The following is a 16641-nucleotide window of genomic DNA, read 5'->3' on the forward strand; positions in this document are numbered from 1 at the left end:
GACCCTTCTTAGGAAGGGTCTTTTTTTGCCTAAGCACAAACATTCCACTTTTATCCGATTGCGGGGTCTATATACTCAAGGCGTCTGTCCTACGAATGCCACCTCTTTATGAAAAAGGCATAAGGAGAGATGAAGAGTGGAGATTGAAGTGAAAAAACGGCTCGTATCGGCTGATAAATATGCGTTAAAATGTCCGAATCCAATGACACCGGAGTATATTACCATCCATAACACGGCAAACGACGCATCCGCCGCCAATGAAATCAGCTATATGACGGGGAACAGCGAATCAACGAGCTATCATTTTGCAGTCGATGACAAAGAAGTGATTCAGGGCATTCCGCTGGACCGGAATGCCTGGCATTCGGGAGACGGCACAAACGGCACCGGAAACCGGAAGTCGATTGCTATAGAAATCTGTTACAGCAAGTCAGGCGGCGAACGGTACAGAGCCGCAGAAGAACTGGCGATTGAGTTTGCCGCTCAGCTTCTGAAGGAGCGGGGATGGGGGATTGACAGAATCAGAAAGCACCAGGACTGGAACGGAAAGTACTGCCCGCACCGCATTTTGTCTGAAGGCCGCTGGGATGAAGTGAAGGCGAAAATCGAAAAGAAATTAAACGGCAGTACGCCTGCAAAAAAGGCTGCCGTTTCTCCGTCGGTATCTGAATATCATGTAAAAAAAGGCGACACCTTGTCGGAGATTGCCGCATCACACGGTGTCAGTGTAAAATCGCTGCAAAGCTTAAACCATATCACCGACCCGAATCACATTACAGTCGGGCAGGTGATCAAGCTGTCTCAGACGGGATCTTCCTCAAAAAGTCAGGCTGCGTCTTCCTATCCGCTCCCGTCCGGAGTGATTAAAGTGACAAACCCGCTGACGAAAGGGACAAACGTGAAACAAGTGCAAAACGCTTTATCCGCCCTTTATTTTTATCCTGATAAAGGCGCAAAACATCACGGGGTTGACGGCGTTTACGGTCCGAAAACGGCAAATGCCGTAAAACGTTTTCAATCCGTCAGCGGATTAACGGCAGACGGAATTTACGGCCCGAAAACGAAGGCAAAAATCGAGGAAAGGCTGTAAACAATAAAACGGAAGCTTTCCGGGCTTCCGTTTTTCTTACATACAAACTGCGGCAAGAGCCTTTTGAATATCATAAATGCTTTCATCTTTTTTAAACTGCTTTGAGACAGCGGGAATTTCCGCGCCGGAAATCCAAATTTTCAGCTCTGAATCTAAGTCAAAGCGGCCGGCGGTTTCTACGCTGAATCTGGAAATACTTTTGTACGGAATGGATTGAATCTCTGTTTTCTTACCCGTAAGTCCCTGTTTATCAACAAGAATAAGACGCTTATCCGTAAAGACAATGATATCGCGGACGAGTTTAAACGCAGCGTTGACATTCTCACCTTCCAGCAGAATACGGGTCAGTTCTTCTTTTGCTTCAGCCGTCGATATTGTCGACGCATTACCCAGCAATCCATTGATAAACCCCATGACATATCCCCCCTGATACGTATTCTTTCAAATCATACTATAAAAAGGTTTTCATTCCTAGATGAGTAGAGTAAACTGGTGCTGACTGAAAAAGGAGAGCATGTTAAACATGAAAGATCGATATGACAGCTTCGCAGCTCTTTCCGCTGCTGAATCGGAATACAGAATTATCTATGAAGAAAATGAGGGAAGTGAACATATCGTCCTCGCTCCCCACGGCGGCAGAATTGAGCCCGGTGTCAGTGAACTGGTGCGGGCATTTTCTGACCAAAGCTCAATTTACTTATTTGAAGGCACAAAGCAATGCGGCAATCGCTCCCTCCACTTGACAAGCACACGCTTTGATGAACCGCTGGCTTTAGAAAAAGTGACCGCCCATCATTATGCATTGGCATTTCATGGGTACCATGATCGGGAAACGGCAAATACACTCGTCGGGGGCGCGGATCTGGAAAAAGCCAGACTGATTTGTGATCTGCTGCGTGAAGCGGGTTTTAGCGCCGAGCTGACGGACATGAACGACCGGCTGGCAGGTGTAAACCCCGGGAATATTGTGAATCGGACAAAAAGGAAAATGGGGCTGCAATTGGAAGTAAGCACGGCACAGAGAAATGCGCTGTTCAGCAATTTTGGCTGCCGGGGAGAAGAGTATACGCCAACGGATCTGTTTTTTCGGTATGTAGATGCCGTCAAACTCGGTTTTTATGATAAATGAACAGGGTTCACTGGGTCTGTGGGGAGCAAGAAGTGCTTGGCTGGCAGCACGGTGAGAACAGCTTCATATCCTCCGATGGGTCAAAATGATGACATTCTGCCGGCTGCGTTTTCAGCCGGCAGAAAATCGCTAGTTTTCAATAAAATACGGCGATTTTTCTTCAGCGGCATGCAAGTGTGTCTGCCTGCCTTCGTAATACACATTCGGCCGTTTGTCGGATAGCAGACAAGTGAGCCGCTTCTGAAATTGAATACCTGCTTTACGCCGTTCAAACAGCTCAAGCCTTTTTTCCGCAAATGACGCCGTCACCCGGAAAGCGGCTGCGATTAAAATGACGGCATGGCTCCTCCGCTGGGGAAGCTCCATATTTAACAGCATAAAGGTCGGTACACAGAAGTGGTACATAAAATGGTTGGCCTGGAATTCCTGCAGTTCTCTGAACAGCTTGTTCATGTGGAAATGGTTCCCGGTATGCTTCAGCACATGGCACAGTTCGTGTGCAAAATCCTCCCATTGCTCCTCAGGTGACTTTCTTTGGTTCAGGACGATGCTGTACATGCCGTCCCGCTTCAGCATCATGCTGTGCGTATCTTCAAAATGAATCCAAATGTCAAGCTCCTTGGCAATCGTTTGCATATCAATATGGAGGGGGGCGGTCATTCCCATGCGGCAATATAAGTTTTTGACGTATTCCTCAAGATGTGTTAAAAAATCGCCCAATTGAATACACCCTTTCGAACATATGTTCTTTTTTAAGCGAGAAAGAAAAGCCCTGATCGGACTTTGAATCAATTCCCTTTTCTTTCAAAAATAAACATTCAGATATTATATCGGCTGAACGTTAAGCATTTTAAGGAAAAGAGCGAATTATTTATGTTTCGGCCTGCGGTTTTTCTCTTTTTCTTTTAAATAATTAATGAATTCAATGGCCTGCTGTTTGCTTTCCGGTGAAAAGTCCTGCATGTCCCGATATGCGATCTGCAGGTCGGGATCGGCAAACATGTCTTCATCTGAAGGTTCTTTTCCGGTTAACAAATAATCCGTCGACACTTTGAAATAATCCGCAAGCTTTTGCAGCGTTTCATAATCGGGTTCAGATCGGCCGTTTTCATAATGAGAATATCTGGCGCGCGAGACACCGATATGATTTGCGACTTCTTCCTGCGTTTTTTTTCCTCTGAGACTTTTCAATCTTCCGCCTATCATCCGAACGACCTCTCTTTTTTCAACACCCTAAGTTACTTATCATTATAGATACAAAATGTATCAAAATAAAGCGATGATAAAAAAAGTATCAAAAAGGTCTTGATGATACGAAAAGTATCGTTTATAATCAATATCACAGGGATACAAAATGTATCAAAATATGATAAGAAATTGATCGGGAGGGTGAGAGATGCATCCGATTATCATCCGTTTCAGCAGCAATCCGGCTGACCAAAGAAGTTTAGGAAAAGCAGGCGGGTCGATATCTTTTACCGCTTGCGGACTTCCGGTGTTCCGATTTGATAACCGATTGCAGTATGAACACTATATAAGTTTGAAAAACGGAGATGTCCGTTATGAATCGTAAAAGCTACCCGTTTTTTATCTATTCCGGATTATTGAATTCTGAACATTATGACAAAATAGGTTCCGCTTTATGGCTGTTTTTATGGTTCATCAGTTCAACGACAAAGGAACACGTAAAAGACGGCGTCAAGTGGGGACTCGTCCTCGGACATAAGCCAATAAAAGCAAGAGAAATGGCCGATGTATTCGCAGTCAGTGAAAAAACCGTCAGGCGGTGGCTCGAGAGCTTGGAACAGCATGAGTATATCAAAACCGTCCGCGCGCCTTACGGACTTATCATCTCCGTAAAACACTCGAAAAGATTCATGCAAAAAGGGACATTGACCCGCCCGGAAGCAACTGACCGGACAATATCGGCAGATCACCGGGACAAAATTGTCCGGAGAGAAATAGATATAACAAAAAATCATACTGCTGAAGAAGCGATTACCGAAATTGCCGCCCATTTTATCAGATTAAGGTCTGCACAGGAGGGGCGGAGTGTTTACCCGTCGCCAAGAGATTATCAGGCCATCGCCCGTATTGTTTCCCTCGGTGCGTCAGCACAAGAAGCAATCAAATGGCTCGGCGAATGCTTTACCGCTTTTGAACAGCGGCGCACCTCTTCAGCTGAAACGATCAAGGCTTTCAGCTATTGCGCTAAGTTTATGGAGGACCGCTTGAATGCACGAATTGCGGGAAGGACAATCACAACAAAAAAAGAGAGGAATACGATACATGACAAAACGAACGATCGAGCAGATACTGGCCGACCTGAAAAACGGAAAACGTCCATTACTGGCGGACAGACCGGAAGAATCAGACGAAAGCCGCTTTGACTGTCCGCTCTGTAAAGATCAGGGCGGTTATCTCGAAAAACAGCTGGGCATGGATGTGTGGGTCAAGTGCCGCTGCGCCGCGGAACGAAAAGCAGAGCGCATCCTCAGCGCAAGTGAGATTACAGGCGCTTTTCGGAAGCTGGATTTCAAAGGATTTATTACGCAGGGCAAGCCTCAGGCGATCGTTGACGCATATGAATGCGCCCTTGAATTTGCTGACAACTTCGACAAGATTAAAAACTGCCGGAAAAACAGCATTGCTCTATTAGGGCGTCCGGGATCGGGGAAAACCCACCTTCTGACTGCTCTCAGCAATCATGTCATGAGACAGAAGCAGACACCGGTGCTGTATTTTCCTTTTGTGGAGGGATTTACAGATTTAAAAAATGATTTTGATCTGCTCGATACAAAACTGACCCGTATGAAACGGGCGGATGTGCTCTTTATTGACGATCTGTTCAAACCGCTGAACGGAAAACCCCGGGCGACCGATTGGCAGATTGAACAAATGTACGCCGTCGTGAATTACCGCTATTTAAATCATAAACCGCTTCTTATCTCGAGTGAGCTGGCGTGTGACGAGCTGGTGCAGGTTGATGAAGCATTGGGCACAAGAATGTATGAGATGTGCAGCGATTATTTAGTCATCATTAATGGAAACCCATACGAAATCAACCACAGATTAGAGGGGGCGAGATAATGTGTAAACTGTGCGGGCCAAAGAGGGTCGTTGTGACGGAAACAAGTTTCGGCGCTGTCTTTCACCCTTGCCCGAACTGCAAAACAGGAACTGATTTAACGCCGGTCATTAAACGCCTTGAGCGAATGGTTCAAGACGCAAAAGCGAGGCTTGATGCACGTGTATAAATATATCAAATGGCTTTTTTGCCTGCTGTTCAGGGCGAAACGGATCGAAAAGCAAATTGAAGCATGGCATGAGGCTGATGGAAAGTGAGGATAAACATTGCAAGTAAACAACAGCCCCGCTCCGTGGCGGGCCGTACACAGCGGAGAAGAAAAACCCATTTACATTTATTCTGCTTACAGCGAAGCGGAAAAAGAGAAATTTCCTTATTCAAACGGAAGGCTTATCGCGGCCGTTTTCAACTTAAGTTCTTACTCACAGCGGATCAACGCGGCAATGATGGCGAAAGCCCCGGAACTTTTTGAGGCGGCCGAAACGGCTCTCCGCCTGCTCCGGGGAGAAAGTGCTGAAGAAAAAGAAGCGTTCATAAATGAGCTCGAAAGCCTCGTACATGAAGTAAATATCCTGAAAAAGACGGAGGGCGTAAAACATGAATCCTAAAAAACTGTCAGACATTGAACATACAACATTAAAAAGCCAGCTGGAAGAAGGCAAGGTGCGGGTGATTATTGTAGACGGGCTGAAGAATGAAGCCTGGCTCGCCGAGGCGCCGGAGCACGGCAAAACGCTTGTCGAAACGAGAAAAGGCGACCTGGCCCGTGTCGAATATGAAATCGGCTTTAAATTGAATTAATCGAGAAAACAGAATACGTCCAAGACGGAAAGCCTGCGGACACTGATCAATCGCGCATATGCTGCGCATTGGTCGGTGTCCTTTTTTTGTCCGAAAAAGAGGAGGATCTATGATGGAAGACTTACTATTTGAATATAAACGCACGCTGAAAGAGACGAAAAAATGGTACAAGCAGCTGGGGGAAGCCGATGAAGCGGCGCTGACTTCAGAAGAACTGAAAGATAAAAAAATCATCAGAACGATCATTACAGATTTGGAATATGTTACCGAATGGCTTGAAAAAGGCCGGCAGCCCGGCATAAGAAGAGCAATAGACCGCAGAGACGCTTATCAAAGGATGCTGATTAAAGATCCTAGAATCATAGATACCTATTCACAGGCGCTGATGTTCGAACCTTCCGGGAATGTGACTGAAGAAGACAGAATCAGACTGCGGGAAGCATTAGCCGTTTTAACGGAAAGAGAAAAAGAAATACTGCTGCTCCACAAAGCGGAATGCTTTTCATATGAACGGATCGCTGCATTGCTGAATGTAAAAAAATCAACCGTACAGACAACGGTCAAACGGGCGCTTCTAAAAATTCAAAAACAGCAGGAACAAAGAAATCAGTCGCCTGCTTAAAATGTTGTCATACGTTTGCCACTTAGAAGTGAACAGACAAATTACAAAAAAGCGGCCCGAAAGAAGCCGCTTTTTATTATAGACATCCATGTCGGAGGTGGCGGTGATGCCGTAGCATGAAAAACGCAAAAAGAGAACAGGCATTTACAATCTATCAGTCTCATAAAGGCCGCATCACAAATCGCGCCCTTGCCGGCAAATCAGGCGTATCCGCAAGAACGATCGGCAGATGGAAAAAAGAAGGGCGCTGGGACGAGGCGCTCGATAAGAACGCGGAAAGCGGCGGAAAAATCGCCCCGGCCGAAAGTGATGAGTTAAACGAACGGCAGCGGCTGTTTTGTCTTTATTATGTGAAAAGCTTTAACGCCACCCAATCTGCGATAAAAGCCGGGTATTCACCGGAAAGCGCGCATGTCACGGGAAGCAGGCTGTTAAAAAACGAAAAAGTCGCCAAAGAAATCAGCCGCATGAAAAAGGAAATGGTCAATAAAGTGTTTGTCGAAGCGATGGACGTTCTTCAAGTCTATGTGAAAATCGCTTTTGCCGACATTACCGATTATGTAACCTTCGGAAAAAAAGAGGTTCAGGCCTTCGGAAAATCAGGGCCGCTCTTTGACGAAAATGATAATCCGATTATGCAGGAGATCAGCTACGTTGACGTTAAAGATTCGAATCTGCTGGACGGAACAATCGTTACGGAGGCAAAACTCGGGAAAGAAGGCATTGCAATCAAGCTTGCCGACAAAATGAAGGCTCTTGAAAAGCTGTCTTTGTACTTTGACCTTTTCCCCGATCAATTTAAACAAAAAATCGAAAATGAAAAATTAAAGCTGGCGCAGCAGAAGCTGGAAAAATCAGAAGACAGCCAAAAGCCGATTGACATTGTCATTACGCGGAAAGAGGAACGGCCATGATTGAAAAAGCGGTCAACCCGCGCTTTGAAGATTATTTATTCAATTGGAATGAAACGTACCAATTTCTCGTCGGAGGCTATGGGTCGTCAAAAAGCTATCATACCGCGCTGAAAATCATCTTGAAGCTGCTTCGTGAAAAGCGGACGGCGCTTGTGGTGCGGGAAGTTTTCGATACGCACAGAGATTCTACCTTTGCCTTGTTTGAGGACATTATCGAAGAGCTTAAGCTGGGACATGCCGTAAAGGCCGTGTCTTCACCGATGCAGCTGAGATTTTCAAACGGAAGCCGGATTATGTTTAAGGGGATGGACAACCCGGCCAAATTGAAATCCATTCATCATATTTCTCTGATTTGGATTGAAGAATGCTCAGAAGTGAAATATGAAGGCTTTAAGGAGCTGATCGGCCGTCTGCGCCATCCCGAGCTTTCGCTTCATATGATATGCACCACAAATCCCGTCGGCACTTCCAATTGGACGTACCGGCATTTTTTTCGTGATGAGCAAAAAAAACGGTTCGTTTTGGATGATCAGATGCTGTATGAAAAAGGCACCGTCGTTAAGGGAGATACGTATTACCATCATTCCACAGCGTGCGACAATCTGTTTTTGCCGAAAAGCTATATTAAGCAGCTGGACAGCTTACGGCAATACGATCCCGATTTGTACCGGATCGCCCGCAAAGGACAGTTCGGCGTGAACGGCATCCGTGTATTTCCGCAATTTCAGGTCCTGGAGCACAACGAAGTAACAGAGAGGATTGCCGCCATCAGGCGCCCTCTGTTTCGGACGGGCATGGATTTCGGTTTTGAAGAGTCATACAATGCGGTCATCCGGCTTGCCGTCGATCCCGATCAAAAAGAGCTTTATATTTTCTGGGAGTATTACAAAAACAAAATGACCGATGACCAGACAGCTGAAGAGCTTCAGGAATTGGCGGATCAAAAGGAGCTGATCAAGGCGGATTCGGCCGAGCCGAAAAGCATCCAATATTTCCGCAGGCAGGGCTTTTGTATGGTCGCGGCCAAAAAATTTCCCGGCTCAAGGCTCCAGTATACGAAAAAGCTGAAACGGTTCAGACACATCTATTGCTCAGACAGCTGTGAAAATACGATCCGCGAATTGCAGAACTTAACATATGCGAAAAACAAAAACGGCGCTCTGTCGGAAGATGAGTTTTCAATTGATCCCCACACACTTTCAGCCATTTGGTACGCGCTGGATGATTATGACGCGGCGGATCTGAAAGAGTCATCGCAAAAACGGATGCGTCCGAATCGGGAAAGGAGGAGGTAAACGTTGCCCAACAATCAAAACGTTAGAGCCACCGTCATTAAATCAAAAATGGCCGCGCCGCAGGCAAGGCAGATGCACGAAGATCAATTTGCCGATCTGTACGGAGAAGATATCATTTCACCGCCCTATAATCTGATCGAACTGAAAACGATCGCCGAATATTCGACCATTCTTCAGCAATGCATTGACGCATACCGGGTCAATATTACGGGTTTTGGATTCGATGTGGAATATACCTTTGACGTAAATAGTTCAGATTGCTCCCCAGGCAAAAAGGCGCGGGCCGAAAAAAACTGGATGAAGCTGGAGAGCTTTTACAAATGTCTTCATTTTGATGAATCAGCTGAGACGATCCTTGGATATGCGATAGAAGACCGTGAAAAAACAGGCAACGGTTTTCTCGAGGTGCTCCGGGACGGGCTGGGAAAACCGGCGGGGATTGAATATCTGGATGTAAAGCATATGCGGGTATGCGGTGTGACTGATCCTGTTGAGGTCACGTTTTCCTATGAAGAAAACGGCGCATCCAAAACGATTAAAAGGCAAAAACGGTTCCGTAAATATGTTCAGATGCTGAACGGACGGAAAGTGTTTTTCAAGGAATACGGCGATCCCCGCATGATGGACATGAGAACCGGCGAATACGTAAAAACCCTGCCTGAAAAGTTCAGGGCAAATGAAGCCGTTCACTTGAAAATCGGAAGCGGCACGTACGGTATTCCGCGCTGGGTCGGCAATATCGTCAACTTGTACGGCGCCCGGAAAGCGGAAGAACTGAATTTTATGTATTTCAAACAGGGCCGTCACGTGCCGGCCGCCATTACGGTTGAAAACGGCATGCTGTCAGAAGCATCGTACAAAGAGCTTCACGATTATATGAATGACCTTGAAGGGGTGGAAAACGCCCACAAATTTCTGCTGATTGAGGCGGAAGGCATTGCGAAGGAAAAAGACCTTCACGGAGGCGAAGACATTACGCCTGTGTCTGTGGAAATTAAATCACTTGCGGAAATTCTGCAGGAGGATGCGCTGTTTCTTGAATATGACGACAAAAGCAGAAATAAACTCCGCTCCGCGTTTCGTCTCCCGCCGCTTTATACGGGCGAGGCGCAGGAATACAACAAAGCCACAGCCGATACGGCACGCAAAATTACGGAGGAGCAGGTGTTTCAGCCGGAGCGGAAAACGCTGATTAATAAGCTCAATACGTTATTTTTGCCTGAATTGGGGCTTCACGATGTACAGCTCACTTTAAAAGGGCCTGATTTTCGCGATCCGCTTGAAATTGCGAAGGTGCTTACGCCATTTATCTCCGCCGGTGCCGTTTCTCCTAATGATCTCCGTGATTTGGCCGGAAGAGTGCTCGGCAAAACGCTTGAGGAATGGCCGGAAGAGTACTACAGCCGGCCGGTGCTGAAAGGGAAAAAAGAGCAATCCTGAAAGGGGGTGAAAACATCTCGTGCCGAGAGAATTAAGAAATGCCGTCATCAGTTTTGTGAGCTATGTCGATAAAGCGGCGAACCAAACGGAATTCTTTTTTACAAAATCAGCCGTAGACCTTCCGTCATTTGAAAAAAAGGTGCAGGTGTTTACAAAAAGCGAACCCGATGAGCAGAAGCTTGTCTACGGCATCGTTTACGAGCCGGATGTCCCGGATGCCCATGGCGATTATATGACGGCCGAAGAGATTGAAAAGGCCGCTCACGGTTTTTTGGCGGACGCCCGCAACATTGATACAAATCATAATTTTGAAGGCGGAACCGGCGAGGTGGTGGAGTCGTACGTCGCCCCGGATGACTTTGAAATCGGGAATGCTGTGATCCGGAAAGGATCTTGGGTGCTTGTCACCAAAGCCTCCGATGAAGTATGGGATCAGATTAAAGCAGGTGTCATTACAGGCTACAGCATGGCGGGAACCGCTGATGTTTACGAGGAGCCGGCAGAAAAGCAAGCCGGCTTAATCGGCGCGGTCAAGCAATTTCTCGACCGTGACCGCAAATCAAGATACCGCAAGGGAGAGGACTTGAACAAGATGAGAAAAGATGATTTAAGAGAATCGATTGAACACGCGCTGCACCCGCTCTTAAAGCGGCTTGACAGTATGGAGCAAAATACGGAAGACAAAGACGGGGCGCCTGCACAGTCTGATGAAGAAAAACTGAAAACGCTTGTCGAGGACATGCTGGCGCCGATTATTAAACGCATCGAAGCGCTTGAAAAAGCAAGAGGCGCTTCAAAGCAGCCGGAAGAAGAGACGGGCGGCCAAGAACCTGTTAAAAAATCCATTTGGAGCGGACTGCTTTAAGCCCAGTCAGAAGGAGGAACTGTTAGTGAGAAATCAAGATATCATCAGAAAGGCGGAAATGTCACTTTCCGCATTAAAAAGCGGCGGTTTAATGAATCCCGCACAAGCTTCAGCATTTATCCGCATGGTGCAGAACACGCCGACCATTTTCAGCGAATCACGTGTGATTCAAATGGAAAACGACTCGCAGAAATTTGAAAAAATCGGTTTCGGCCAGCGTATTCTGCGTGCTGCTGAGGAAGGTAAAGCCTTAACGGACGATCAGCTGACCGTCCCGGCAACAAGTACGGTGCAGCTGAATACGAAAGAAGTCATTGCGGAAATTAACATCACCTATGACACGCTTGAAAACAACATTGAAAAAGACGGTCTGCAGCAGACAATCATGCAGATTTTAGCGGAGCGGGCGGCAGTTGATATTGAAGAGCTTGTCGTAAACGGCGATACATCTTCTTCTGATCCGTATTTGGCACAGCTTGACGGAATCCGTAAACAGACTGTGTCTCACGTCATCGACGGAAATGGGGAAGAACTGTCCAGAGCTACATTTAAAAAAGGTTTAAAAGCCATTCCGGCAAAATATTTACGCCTGCCTCAGGAATTCAGATTCTACACGTCTCAAGGCATGGAGATTGAATGGAAAGACCGTGTGGCTGACCGTCAGACCAATCTGGGGGATCTTGCGGTGCAGGGCGGTTTATCCTCAGCATTCGGCGTTCCGGTCAAAGGGGTTTCCAATCTGCAGCCGTACTCAGTCGGAGAAGGTGATTCCCAGTACGATGCGTCTGACATCATTTTGACTCATCCGAAAAATATCATTCTCGGTTTTTCACGGAATATCCGAATCGAAGTAGATAAAGATATCCGCAGCCGCAAATTTATTATCGTACTGACGGCTAAACTTGACAGCAAATTTGAAGAAGAAGATGCAAGCGCCAAAATCGTAAACGTTAAAGAATAAGCCGGGGGTGGCAGTTATGTTAATTCAGCCGTCTGACGTTGTCTCATATTCAGTTTATGATGAAGTCAAAAACAGGCCGGAGCCGCTGCTTATACAGGACATTCTGGAGGCGGAAGCGGAAGCGGCCAGAATGGCGGGGCACTCGTTCACTGATCCTGTTTACTCACCGCTTCCCGAGAAGGTTAAGCTTGCGTTATTAAAGCTTTCTCAATATTTTGCGCTGATCAATCAGAATGAAGCCGCCGCTTCCGCCTATCAATCTGAAAAGATAGGCGACTATTCCTATACAGTGTCGGGTGAAGGCGGAATCCGAAAACCGGCGGTATACCATCTGCTCTGTGAATATATCGCGCCGGGCTATTCCCCGGTTTCTATAAGCGCTAAGGTGAGACCGTTATGAGCTATGAACGGCTGCTCACTGACAGATGCGATATTTATCATGAGACGGTGTCAGTTCCGAAGGCCGGGCGCTTCGGCATTCCCGCTGAAAAGCTCCAGCCTGTTTTTACTTATCCGGACGTTCCCGACGCTGAAGACGTGCCGTGCCTGTTTGTTGAAAAACAGCAGCGGCTTATTCAGCTTGCGCCTGATCATAAAGTATATCAGCGGTTTCTCGTTCATTTTCCGAAAGAGGCTGCAGTGCGTGTTAATGACAAAATCATTTGGGAAGGACAGGCGTATATTCTGGAAATGCCGAAGAAAGCAAGACAGCACCATTGGGAGGCCATCGCTGTGAGAGATGACAGACTATGAGCATAAAGAGCCTGGAAAAATGGAATCGGTCGCTGCAAAAGGCATCATCCGGAGAATTTGCCCGTCAGGCTGGCCGATGGCTGGAACAATCAGGGGAGGATTTTCTCGACCTGGTACGGGAGGAGCTTATGCATTCGGGAGGGATTGATACAGAAAACCTGCTGTCTTCCTTCCGAAAAGGAGCGCAGGACCATGTATGGATCATTGAAAACGGGGGACTGACCCTTGAAATCGGCACCAATGTAGAGTATGCCTCATTCATAAATGACGGACATTGGACCGTCTCAGATGAAAATGTCAGATGGGTGCCCGGGTATTTTCAAGGCTCCCGGTTCATCTATGATCCGTCAGCTTCAACCGGAATGGCGCTCAAAAAACAGTGGAGCAGCGGGAATGGGTTTTGGGACAAAGCCCTTCTTATGTATGAAACCATCTTCGCCGGTTCGCTGGACAAGCGCTTCAATCAGTGGCTTAACACGTTAGGGGGAGATAACGGATGAATCGCGAGACCGGTTCAATCGCCGCTTTTTTGTATCAGCAGTGCGGCGTGCCCGTATATGAAAATGAACTGCCTGAACAATTTCAGGTGCCGTCCCTTTACATCCCGCCCCCGTATGTTTTTGACGAGAATGACACAGTCTCTACCTTTAAGAAGACATACAGTCTGAATGTGAAGCTGTTTCATGCTGACTCGGTGCAGGCGCTCACTGCAGCCGACCGGATTGCTGATGCGGTGAGAGAATCAAGACAGATCATTCCGCTGCTTACGGAATCAGGAGAGGATACGGGTGATTTCGTCCGCATCAGCCGTATTGAAACAAGAGTCGGAGACAAAGGCGAGGCAGTGATCACCATCCGCTGGACGAGCCGCTACTACTATCAGAAACAAACATCTCCCGCACTGCGGGATGTGGACATTAACAGCGGGGTGAAACAAAAGTGAAAGAACATAAAAAGAAAAATGCCGCAACGGCAGAACGAGCGATTCTTTTTGACACGGCGGATTTAACAAAGCACGCGAAGGAGCTTTTCGGCGTAAAACCTGAGATTCTCCAGGGGGCTTTATTCGGCGTGAAGCAGAAACAAATGACAAAAGCGCAAGCCCAGACTTACATTCAAGCATTTTTAACCAAGGAGGTCATGCAATAATGAACGGCGGAACATTTACGCAAGGAAAAGAAAAAGAACGTGCCGGGATCTATTTTAACTTTAAGACAACTGCCCAGGAGCGGGTCACAATCGGTGAACGGGGGATTGTCGCCCTTCCCGTCGCATCTAATTGGGGGGAAGCGAAAACATTCGTCTCTATTTCAAGCATTGAAGATTTGAATAAAAAAGTAGGGCTCAGCATTGAAGATCCGTCACTGATTCTGCTGCGCGAGGCGAAAAAGAAAGCAAAAACCGTTTTGATGTACCGTCTGATAGAGGGAATCAGAGCGAGCGCCGATCTTTCGCAAGGTGTAAAAGCAACCGCTTTGTACGGCGGTTCAAAAGGAAATGACATCATCATCCGCATCAGTGAGAACGTCCTTGACCAGACTGCTTTCGATGTGACCACATACATGGATGAAGCGGAAGTTGACAAACAAACGGTGAAAAAGGCCGAGGAGTTAAAAGCGAACGGCTATGTCACATTCACGGGAACGGGCGAGCTGTCGGCTTCCATCCCGCTGACAGGCACTGACGAAGAGTCCGGAGAAACGTTAAATCCTCAGGCAGGCATCCGTCTTGCGGGAGGAACTGATAAAGCGCCGGTCAACTCAGACTATACGGATTTTTTAGCTGCGGCTGAAACGGAGAATTTCGATGTCATCGCTCTTCCTGTCGCGGATAACGATCAGCTGAAAGCGACATTTGCCGCATTCATTAAACGCCTTCGCGATGCGCAGGGACAGAAAGTGCAAGGGGTGACTGCCCATTACAACGGAGATTACGAAGGTATCATCAATGTGACTGAGGGCGTCCTGCTTGAAGACGGAACCGAAATTAAAGCTGAAGATGCGACCGCGTGGGTGGCAGGCGCAAGTGCCGGCGCCGCATTTAATCAGTCCTTAACATTTGTTGAATACGAAGGCGCGGTCGATGTGCTGCATCGCCTGACTCATGATGAAGTGATCGAACGCCTTTCCAAAGGTGAATTCCTTTTCTCTTATGACGCCCGTGATAAGTCAGTCAGCGTAGAAAAAGATATCAACTCATTGGTGACATTTACGGCAGAGAAAAACAAAAAGTTCGCGAAAAATAAAATCGTCCGTGTGCTTGATGCGGTGAATAACGATTTGACACGTGAACTGAAAGCTTTAATTAAATCGAAAAAAGGCACCGGAAGCGATCTTCCAGCGACAAACGACGGCCTTCAATTCGTCAAAACGATGATTATTCAATATTTGACAACGCTTCAGGATGCGGGCGGCATCGCTAACTTTGATTCAGATAAAGACATTACAATCGGCCTTAATGAAGACCGCGACGGCTTTTTAATTGATCTCGCCGTGCAGCCTGTGGATGCAGCAGAAAAATTCTACTTTAATGTGGAGGTAAACTAAGATGGCATTAAAAGCGCAAAACACAATTTCAGGAAAAGAAGGCCGTTTATTTCTCGATGGAGAAGAGATGGCGCATATTAAAACCTTTGAAGCAAACGTAGAAAAAAACAAATCAGAAGTAAACATCATGGGACGCCGCATGACGGGGCATAAAACGACTGGCGCCAACGGAACGGGCACAGCGACGTTCTATAAAGTCACATCCAAATTCGCCGTGCTTATGATGGATTACGTGAAAAAAGGCAGCGACCCGTATTTTACGCTGCAAGCCGTTCTTGACGACAAATCATCAGGCCGCGGAACAGAACGCGTCACCCTGTATGACGTCAACTTTGATTCTGCAAAAATCGCCGGACTGGACGTAGACTCAGAGGCGCTTGAAGAAGAAGTGCCGTTTACCTTTGAAGATTTCGATGTGCCGGAAAAGCTTTCTGAAACGTTTTAAGAAAATGAAAAAGTATTGAAACCATCGCAAAAGCGATGGTTTTTCTAAATAAAAGGAGCATGCTGTATGAGTGAAAAACAACAAAATGTATATGATCTTTCATTTTTTATGCCTGGACAAACAATAGAAGCTGAAGAAATAAAAGTTGCAATTTCAAAACGATTTGTAGATAAAAAAGGGAATGTCATTCCATTTGTATTAAAGCCGATTACAACTGAACGGATTGATGAGCTGGAGAAAGAAAACACGACTTTTAAAAATGTGAAAGGCCGAGGCCGTATTAAAGATTTAGACACTCAGCGTTTCTATGCAAGAATCGCCATTGAATCAACAATTTATCCTGATTTTCGTTCCAAGGAATTGCGTGAAGCATATAAAACAGCAGACCCGGTTGAGGTGGCCAAACGTGTACTCTCTGTCGGCGGTGAATATGCAAATTGGCTGAATAAAGCGATTGAAATTAACGGCTTTGAAGATGATCTTGAAGATCTGGAAGAAGAAGCAAAAAACTAATTAAGGATGGTAATAAAGAAGCCGTGTATCTTTATTACGCGATGCACGAGCTTCATTATTCACCGTCCCAGATTTTGGAATTATACGAAGCGGAGAAATCTTTTAAAGCTCTCTTATACGGGATGATCGGCTATAAACTGGATCTGCTTGAAAAAGAATCGCAGAAAGGGGGGGCATAA

26 protein-coding genes are annotated in these 16641 nt (G+C 46.6%); 23 read left to right on the forward strand and 3 right to left on the reverse strand.

The genetic code is table 11. The features are described 5' to 3' along the window. The first annotated feature begins 136 nt into the window (after positions 1-136). Positions 137-1090, forward strand: coding sequence for an N-acetylmuramoyl-L-alanine amidase (locus AD710_RS14025; RefSeq protein WP_049628306.1), 954 nt, complete (start codon positions 137-139; stop codon positions 1088-1090). Positions 1091-1126: 36 nt separating this feature from the next. Here the strand turns inward: AD710_RS14025 and AD710_RS14030 are convergent, their stop codons facing one another. Next, positions 1127-1504: a PH domain-containing protein gene (locus AD710_RS14030; protein ID WP_049628307.1), complete on the reverse strand. Its 378-nt coding sequence runs from the start codon at positions 1502-1504 to the stop codon at positions 1127-1129. A 109-nt stretch (positions 1505-1613) separates the two neighbouring features. Between AD710_RS14030 and AD710_RS14035 the strand changes: the two genes are divergently transcribed. Further along, complete coding sequence (locus tag AD710_RS14035) at positions 1614-2219, forward strand: poly-gamma-glutamate hydrolase family protein (RefSeq protein WP_049628308.1); 606 nt, start codon at positions 1614-1616, stop codon at positions 2217-2219. 129 nt (positions 2220-2348) lie between these two features. On the opposite strand, the gene AD710_RS14040 is transcribed toward AD710_RS14035, so the two are convergent. Beyond that, positions 2349-2939 carry an ImmA/IrrE family metallo-endopeptidase gene (locus AD710_RS14040; RefSeq protein WP_049628309.1) on the reverse strand — a complete coding sequence of 197 codons (591 nt, stop codon included), beginning with the start codon at positions 2937-2939 and terminating at the stop codon, positions 2349-2351. A 147-nt stretch (positions 2940-3086) separates the two neighbouring features. Then, positions 3087-3425, reverse strand: coding sequence for an HTH-type transcriptional regulator Xre (xre, locus tag AD710_RS14045; protein ID WP_016936462.1), 339 nt, complete (start codon positions 3423-3425; stop codon positions 3087-3089). A gap of 190 nt (positions 3426-3615) precedes the next feature. Here xre and AD710_RS19885 point away from each other — a divergent pair, with 190 nt between their 5' ends. The 21 genes from AD710_RS19885 (at position 3616) to AD710_RS19625 (ending at position 16641) form a co-directional block, all read left to right on the forward strand. Then, positions 3616-3792, forward strand: a complete 177-nt coding sequence (locus tag AD710_RS19885; protein ID WP_016936461.1) for a hypothetical protein — start codon at positions 3616-3618, stop codon at positions 3790-3792. Then, positions 3782-4609, forward strand: coding sequence for a hypothetical protein (locus AD710_RS14050; RefSeq protein ID WP_049628310.1), 828 nt, complete (start codon positions 3782-3784; stop codon positions 4607-4609). Before AD710_RS19885 ends, AD710_RS14050 begins: the two co-directional genes overlap by 11 nt. Beyond that, positions 4509-5309 (forward strand): ATP-binding protein, encoded by an 801-nt coding sequence (locus AD710_RS14055; protein ID WP_049628311.1) that lies wholly within the window; start codon positions 4509-4511, stop codon positions 5307-5309. The genes AD710_RS14050 and AD710_RS14055 overlap by 101 nt, the downstream gene beginning before the upstream one ends. After that, entirely contained in the window at positions 5309-5476 is a 168-nt protein-coding gene (locus AD710_RS19890; RefSeq protein WP_095240868.1) for a hypothetical protein, read from the forward strand. The genes AD710_RS14055 and AD710_RS19890 overlap by 1 nt, the downstream gene beginning before the upstream one ends. 97 nt (positions 5477-5573) lie before the next feature. Continuing rightward, positions 5574-5915, forward strand: a complete 342-nt coding sequence (locus AD710_RS14060; protein WP_049628312.1) for a hypothetical protein — start codon at positions 5574-5576, stop codon at positions 5913-5915. Next, the gene (locus AD710_RS14065) at positions 5905-6108 is read left to right on the forward strand and encodes an XtrA/YqaO family protein (protein ID WP_045925401.1); all 204 of its coding nucleotides are present in this window, start codon (positions 5905-5907) and stop codon (positions 6106-6108) included. Before AD710_RS14060 ends, AD710_RS14065 begins: the two co-directional genes overlap by 11 nt. Positions 6109-6220: 112 nt before the next feature. Next, complete coding sequence (locus AD710_RS14070; protein WP_016936454.1) at positions 6221-6730, forward strand: sigma-70 family RNA polymerase sigma factor; 510 nt, start codon at positions 6221-6223, stop codon at positions 6728-6730. Positions 6731-6846: 116 nt separating this feature from the next. Beyond that, on the forward strand, positions 6847-7644 hold the full coding sequence (locus AD710_RS14075) for a terminase small subunit (RefSeq protein WP_016936453.1): 798 nt from the start codon (positions 6847-6849) through the stop codon (positions 7642-7644). After that, a complete protein-coding gene (locus AD710_RS14080; RefSeq protein WP_016936452.1) occupies positions 7641-8939 on the forward strand; it encodes a PBSX family phage terminase large subunit in 1299 nt (432 codons plus the stop codon). Before AD710_RS14075 ends, AD710_RS14080 begins: the two co-directional genes overlap by 4 nt. A gap of 48 nt (positions 8940-8987) precedes the next feature. Beyond that, the gene (locus AD710_RS14085; RefSeq protein WP_156133002.1) at positions 8988-10379 is read left to right on the forward strand and encodes a phage portal protein; all 1392 of its coding nucleotides are present in this window, start codon (positions 8988-8990) and stop codon (positions 10377-10379) included. A 19-nt stretch (positions 10380-10398) separates the two neighbouring features. Continuing rightward, positions 10399-11244: an XkdF-like putative serine protease domain-containing protein gene (locus AD710_RS14090; protein ID WP_049628313.1), complete on the forward strand. Its 846-nt coding sequence runs from the start codon at positions 10399-10401 to the stop codon at positions 11242-11244. 25 nt (positions 11245-11269) lie between these two features. Beyond that, positions 11270-12205, forward strand: a complete 936-nt coding sequence (locus tag AD710_RS14095) for a phage major capsid protein (protein ID WP_007407274.1) — start codon at positions 11270-11272, stop codon at positions 12203-12205. A 16-nt stretch (positions 12206-12221) separates the two neighbouring features. Next, positions 12222-12605 (forward strand): protein YqbG, encoded by a 384-nt coding sequence (yqbG, locus tag AD710_RS14100; protein ID WP_016936449.1) that lies wholly within the window; start codon positions 12222-12224, stop codon positions 12603-12605. After that, positions 12602-12958, forward strand: coding sequence for a DUF3599 family protein (locus AD710_RS14105; protein ID WP_016936448.1), 357 nt, complete (start codon positions 12602-12604; stop codon positions 12956-12958). Before yqbG ends, AD710_RS14105 begins: the two co-directional genes overlap by 4 nt. Beyond that, positions 12955-13458: an HK97 gp10 family phage protein gene (locus AD710_RS14110; protein WP_049628314.1), complete on the forward strand. Its 504-nt coding sequence runs from the start codon at positions 12955-12957 to the stop codon at positions 13456-13458. Before AD710_RS14105 ends, AD710_RS14110 begins: the two co-directional genes overlap by 4 nt. Continuing rightward, the gene (locus AD710_RS14115; RefSeq protein ID WP_049628315.1) at positions 13455-13901 is read left to right on the forward strand and encodes a hypothetical protein; all 447 of its coding nucleotides are present in this window, start codon (positions 13455-13457) and stop codon (positions 13899-13901) included. Before AD710_RS14110 ends, AD710_RS14115 begins: the two co-directional genes overlap by 4 nt. Continuing rightward, positions 13898-14107 (forward strand): YqzN/YkzM domain-containing protein, encoded by a 210-nt coding sequence (locus AD710_RS14120; RefSeq protein WP_047475412.1) that lies wholly within the window; start codon positions 13898-13900, stop codon positions 14105-14107. The genes AD710_RS14115 and AD710_RS14120 overlap by 4 nt, the downstream gene beginning before the upstream one ends. After that, positions 14107-15504 carry a phage tail sheath family protein gene (locus tag AD710_RS14125; protein ID WP_049628316.1) on the forward strand — a complete coding sequence of 466 codons (1398 nt, stop codon included), beginning with the start codon at positions 14107-14109 and terminating at the stop codon, positions 15502-15504. Before AD710_RS14120 ends, AD710_RS14125 begins: the two co-directional genes overlap by 1 nt. 1 nt (position 15505) lies before the next feature. Further along, complete coding sequence (locus AD710_RS14130) at positions 15506-15949, forward strand: phage tail tube protein (protein WP_003154837.1); 444 nt, start codon at positions 15506-15508, stop codon at positions 15947-15949. 66 nt (positions 15950-16015) lie between these two features. Then, entirely contained in the window at positions 16016-16462 is a 447-nt protein-coding gene (locus tag AD710_RS14135) for a phage tail assembly chaperone (RefSeq protein ID WP_049628317.1), read from the forward strand. Positions 16463-16503: 41 nt separating this feature from the next. Continuing rightward, the gene (locus tag AD710_RS19625) at positions 16504-16641 is read left to right on the forward strand and encodes a hypothetical protein (RefSeq protein WP_156187190.1); all 138 of its coding nucleotides are present in this window, start codon (positions 16504-16506) and stop codon (positions 16639-16641) included.

Source organism: Bacillus sp. JFL15 (assembly GCF_001184225.1).
Classification (GTDB): domain Bacteria; phylum Bacillota; class Bacilli; order Bacillales; family Bacillaceae; genus Bacillus; species Bacillus siamensis.

What these genes read in the sequence shown, in the direction of transcription:
- AD710_RS14135 (WP_049628317.1), top strand. Translation starts at nt 16,016, where the DNA reads ATGAGTGAAAAACAACAAAATGTATATGATCTTTCATTTTTTATGCCT.
- AD710_RS14055 (WP_049628311.1), top strand. Translation starts at nt 4,509, where the DNA reads ATGACAAAACGAACGATCGAGCAGATACTGGCCGACCTGAAAAACGGA.
- AD710_RS14050 (WP_049628310.1), top strand. Translation starts at nt 3,782, where the DNA reads ATGAATCGTAAAAGCTACCCGTTTTTTATCTATTCCGGATTATTGAAT.
- AD710_RS14070 (WP_016936454.1), top strand. Translation starts at nt 6,221, where the DNA reads ATGGAAGACTTACTATTTGAATATAAACGCACGCTGAAAGAGACGAAA.
- yqbG (WP_016936449.1), top strand. Translation starts at nt 12,222, where the DNA reads ATGTTAATTCAGCCGTCTGACGTTGTCTCATATTCAGTTTATGATGAA.
- AD710_RS14065 (WP_045925401.1), top strand. Translation starts at nt 5,905, where the DNA reads ATGAATCCTAAAAAACTGTCAGACATTGAACATACAACATTAAAAAGC.
- AD710_RS14085 (WP_156133002.1), top strand. Translation starts at nt 8,988, where the DNA reads ATGGCCGCGCCGCAGGCAAGGCAGATGCACGAAGATCAATTTGCCGAT.
- AD710_RS14105 (WP_016936448.1), top strand. Translation starts at nt 12,602, where the DNA reads ATGAGCTATGAACGGCTGCTCACTGACAGATGCGATATTTATCATGAG.
- AD710_RS14115 (WP_049628315.1), top strand. Translation starts at nt 13,455, where the DNA reads ATGAATCGCGAGACCGGTTCAATCGCCGCTTTTTTGTATCAGCAGTGC.
- AD710_RS14030 (WP_049628307.1), bottom strand. Translation starts at nt 1,504, where the DNA reads ATGGGGTTTATCAATGGATTGCTGGGTAATGCGTCGACAATATCGACG.
- AD710_RS14075 (WP_016936453.1), top strand. Translation starts at nt 6,847, where the DNA reads ATGAAAAACGCAAAAAGAGAACAGGCATTTACAATCTATCAGTCTCAT.
- AD710_RS14080 (WP_016936452.1), top strand. Translation starts at nt 7,641, where the DNA reads ATGATTGAAAAAGCGGTCAACCCGCGCTTTGAAGATTATTTATTCAAT.
- AD710_RS14035 (WP_049628308.1), top strand. Translation starts at nt 1,614, where the DNA reads ATGAAAGATCGATATGACAGCTTCGCAGCTCTTTCCGCTGCTGAATCG.
- AD710_RS19890 (WP_095240868.1), top strand. Translation starts at nt 5,309, where the DNA reads ATGTGTAAACTGTGCGGGCCAAAGAGGGTCGTTGTGACGGAAACAAGT.
- AD710_RS19885 (WP_016936461.1), top strand. Translation starts at nt 3,616, where the DNA reads ATGCATCCGATTATCATCCGTTTCAGCAGCAATCCGGCTGACCAAAGA.
- AD710_RS14125 (WP_049628316.1), top strand. Translation starts at nt 14,107, where the DNA reads ATGAACGGCGGAACATTTACGCAAGGAAAAGAAAAAGAACGTGCCGGG.
- AD710_RS14110 (WP_049628314.1), top strand. Translation starts at nt 12,955, where the DNA reads ATGAGCATAAAGAGCCTGGAAAAATGGAATCGGTCGCTGCAAAAGGCA.
- AD710_RS19625 (WP_156187190.1), top strand. Translation starts at nt 16,504, where the DNA reads ATGCACGAGCTTCATTATTCACCGTCCCAGATTTTGGAATTATACGAA.
- AD710_RS14130 (WP_003154837.1), top strand. Translation starts at nt 15,506, where the DNA reads ATGGCATTAAAAGCGCAAAACACAATTTCAGGAAAAGAAGGCCGTTTA.
- xre (WP_016936462.1), bottom strand. Translation starts at nt 3,425, where the DNA reads ATGATAGGCGGAAGATTGAAAAGTCTCAGAGGAAAAAAAACGCAGGAA.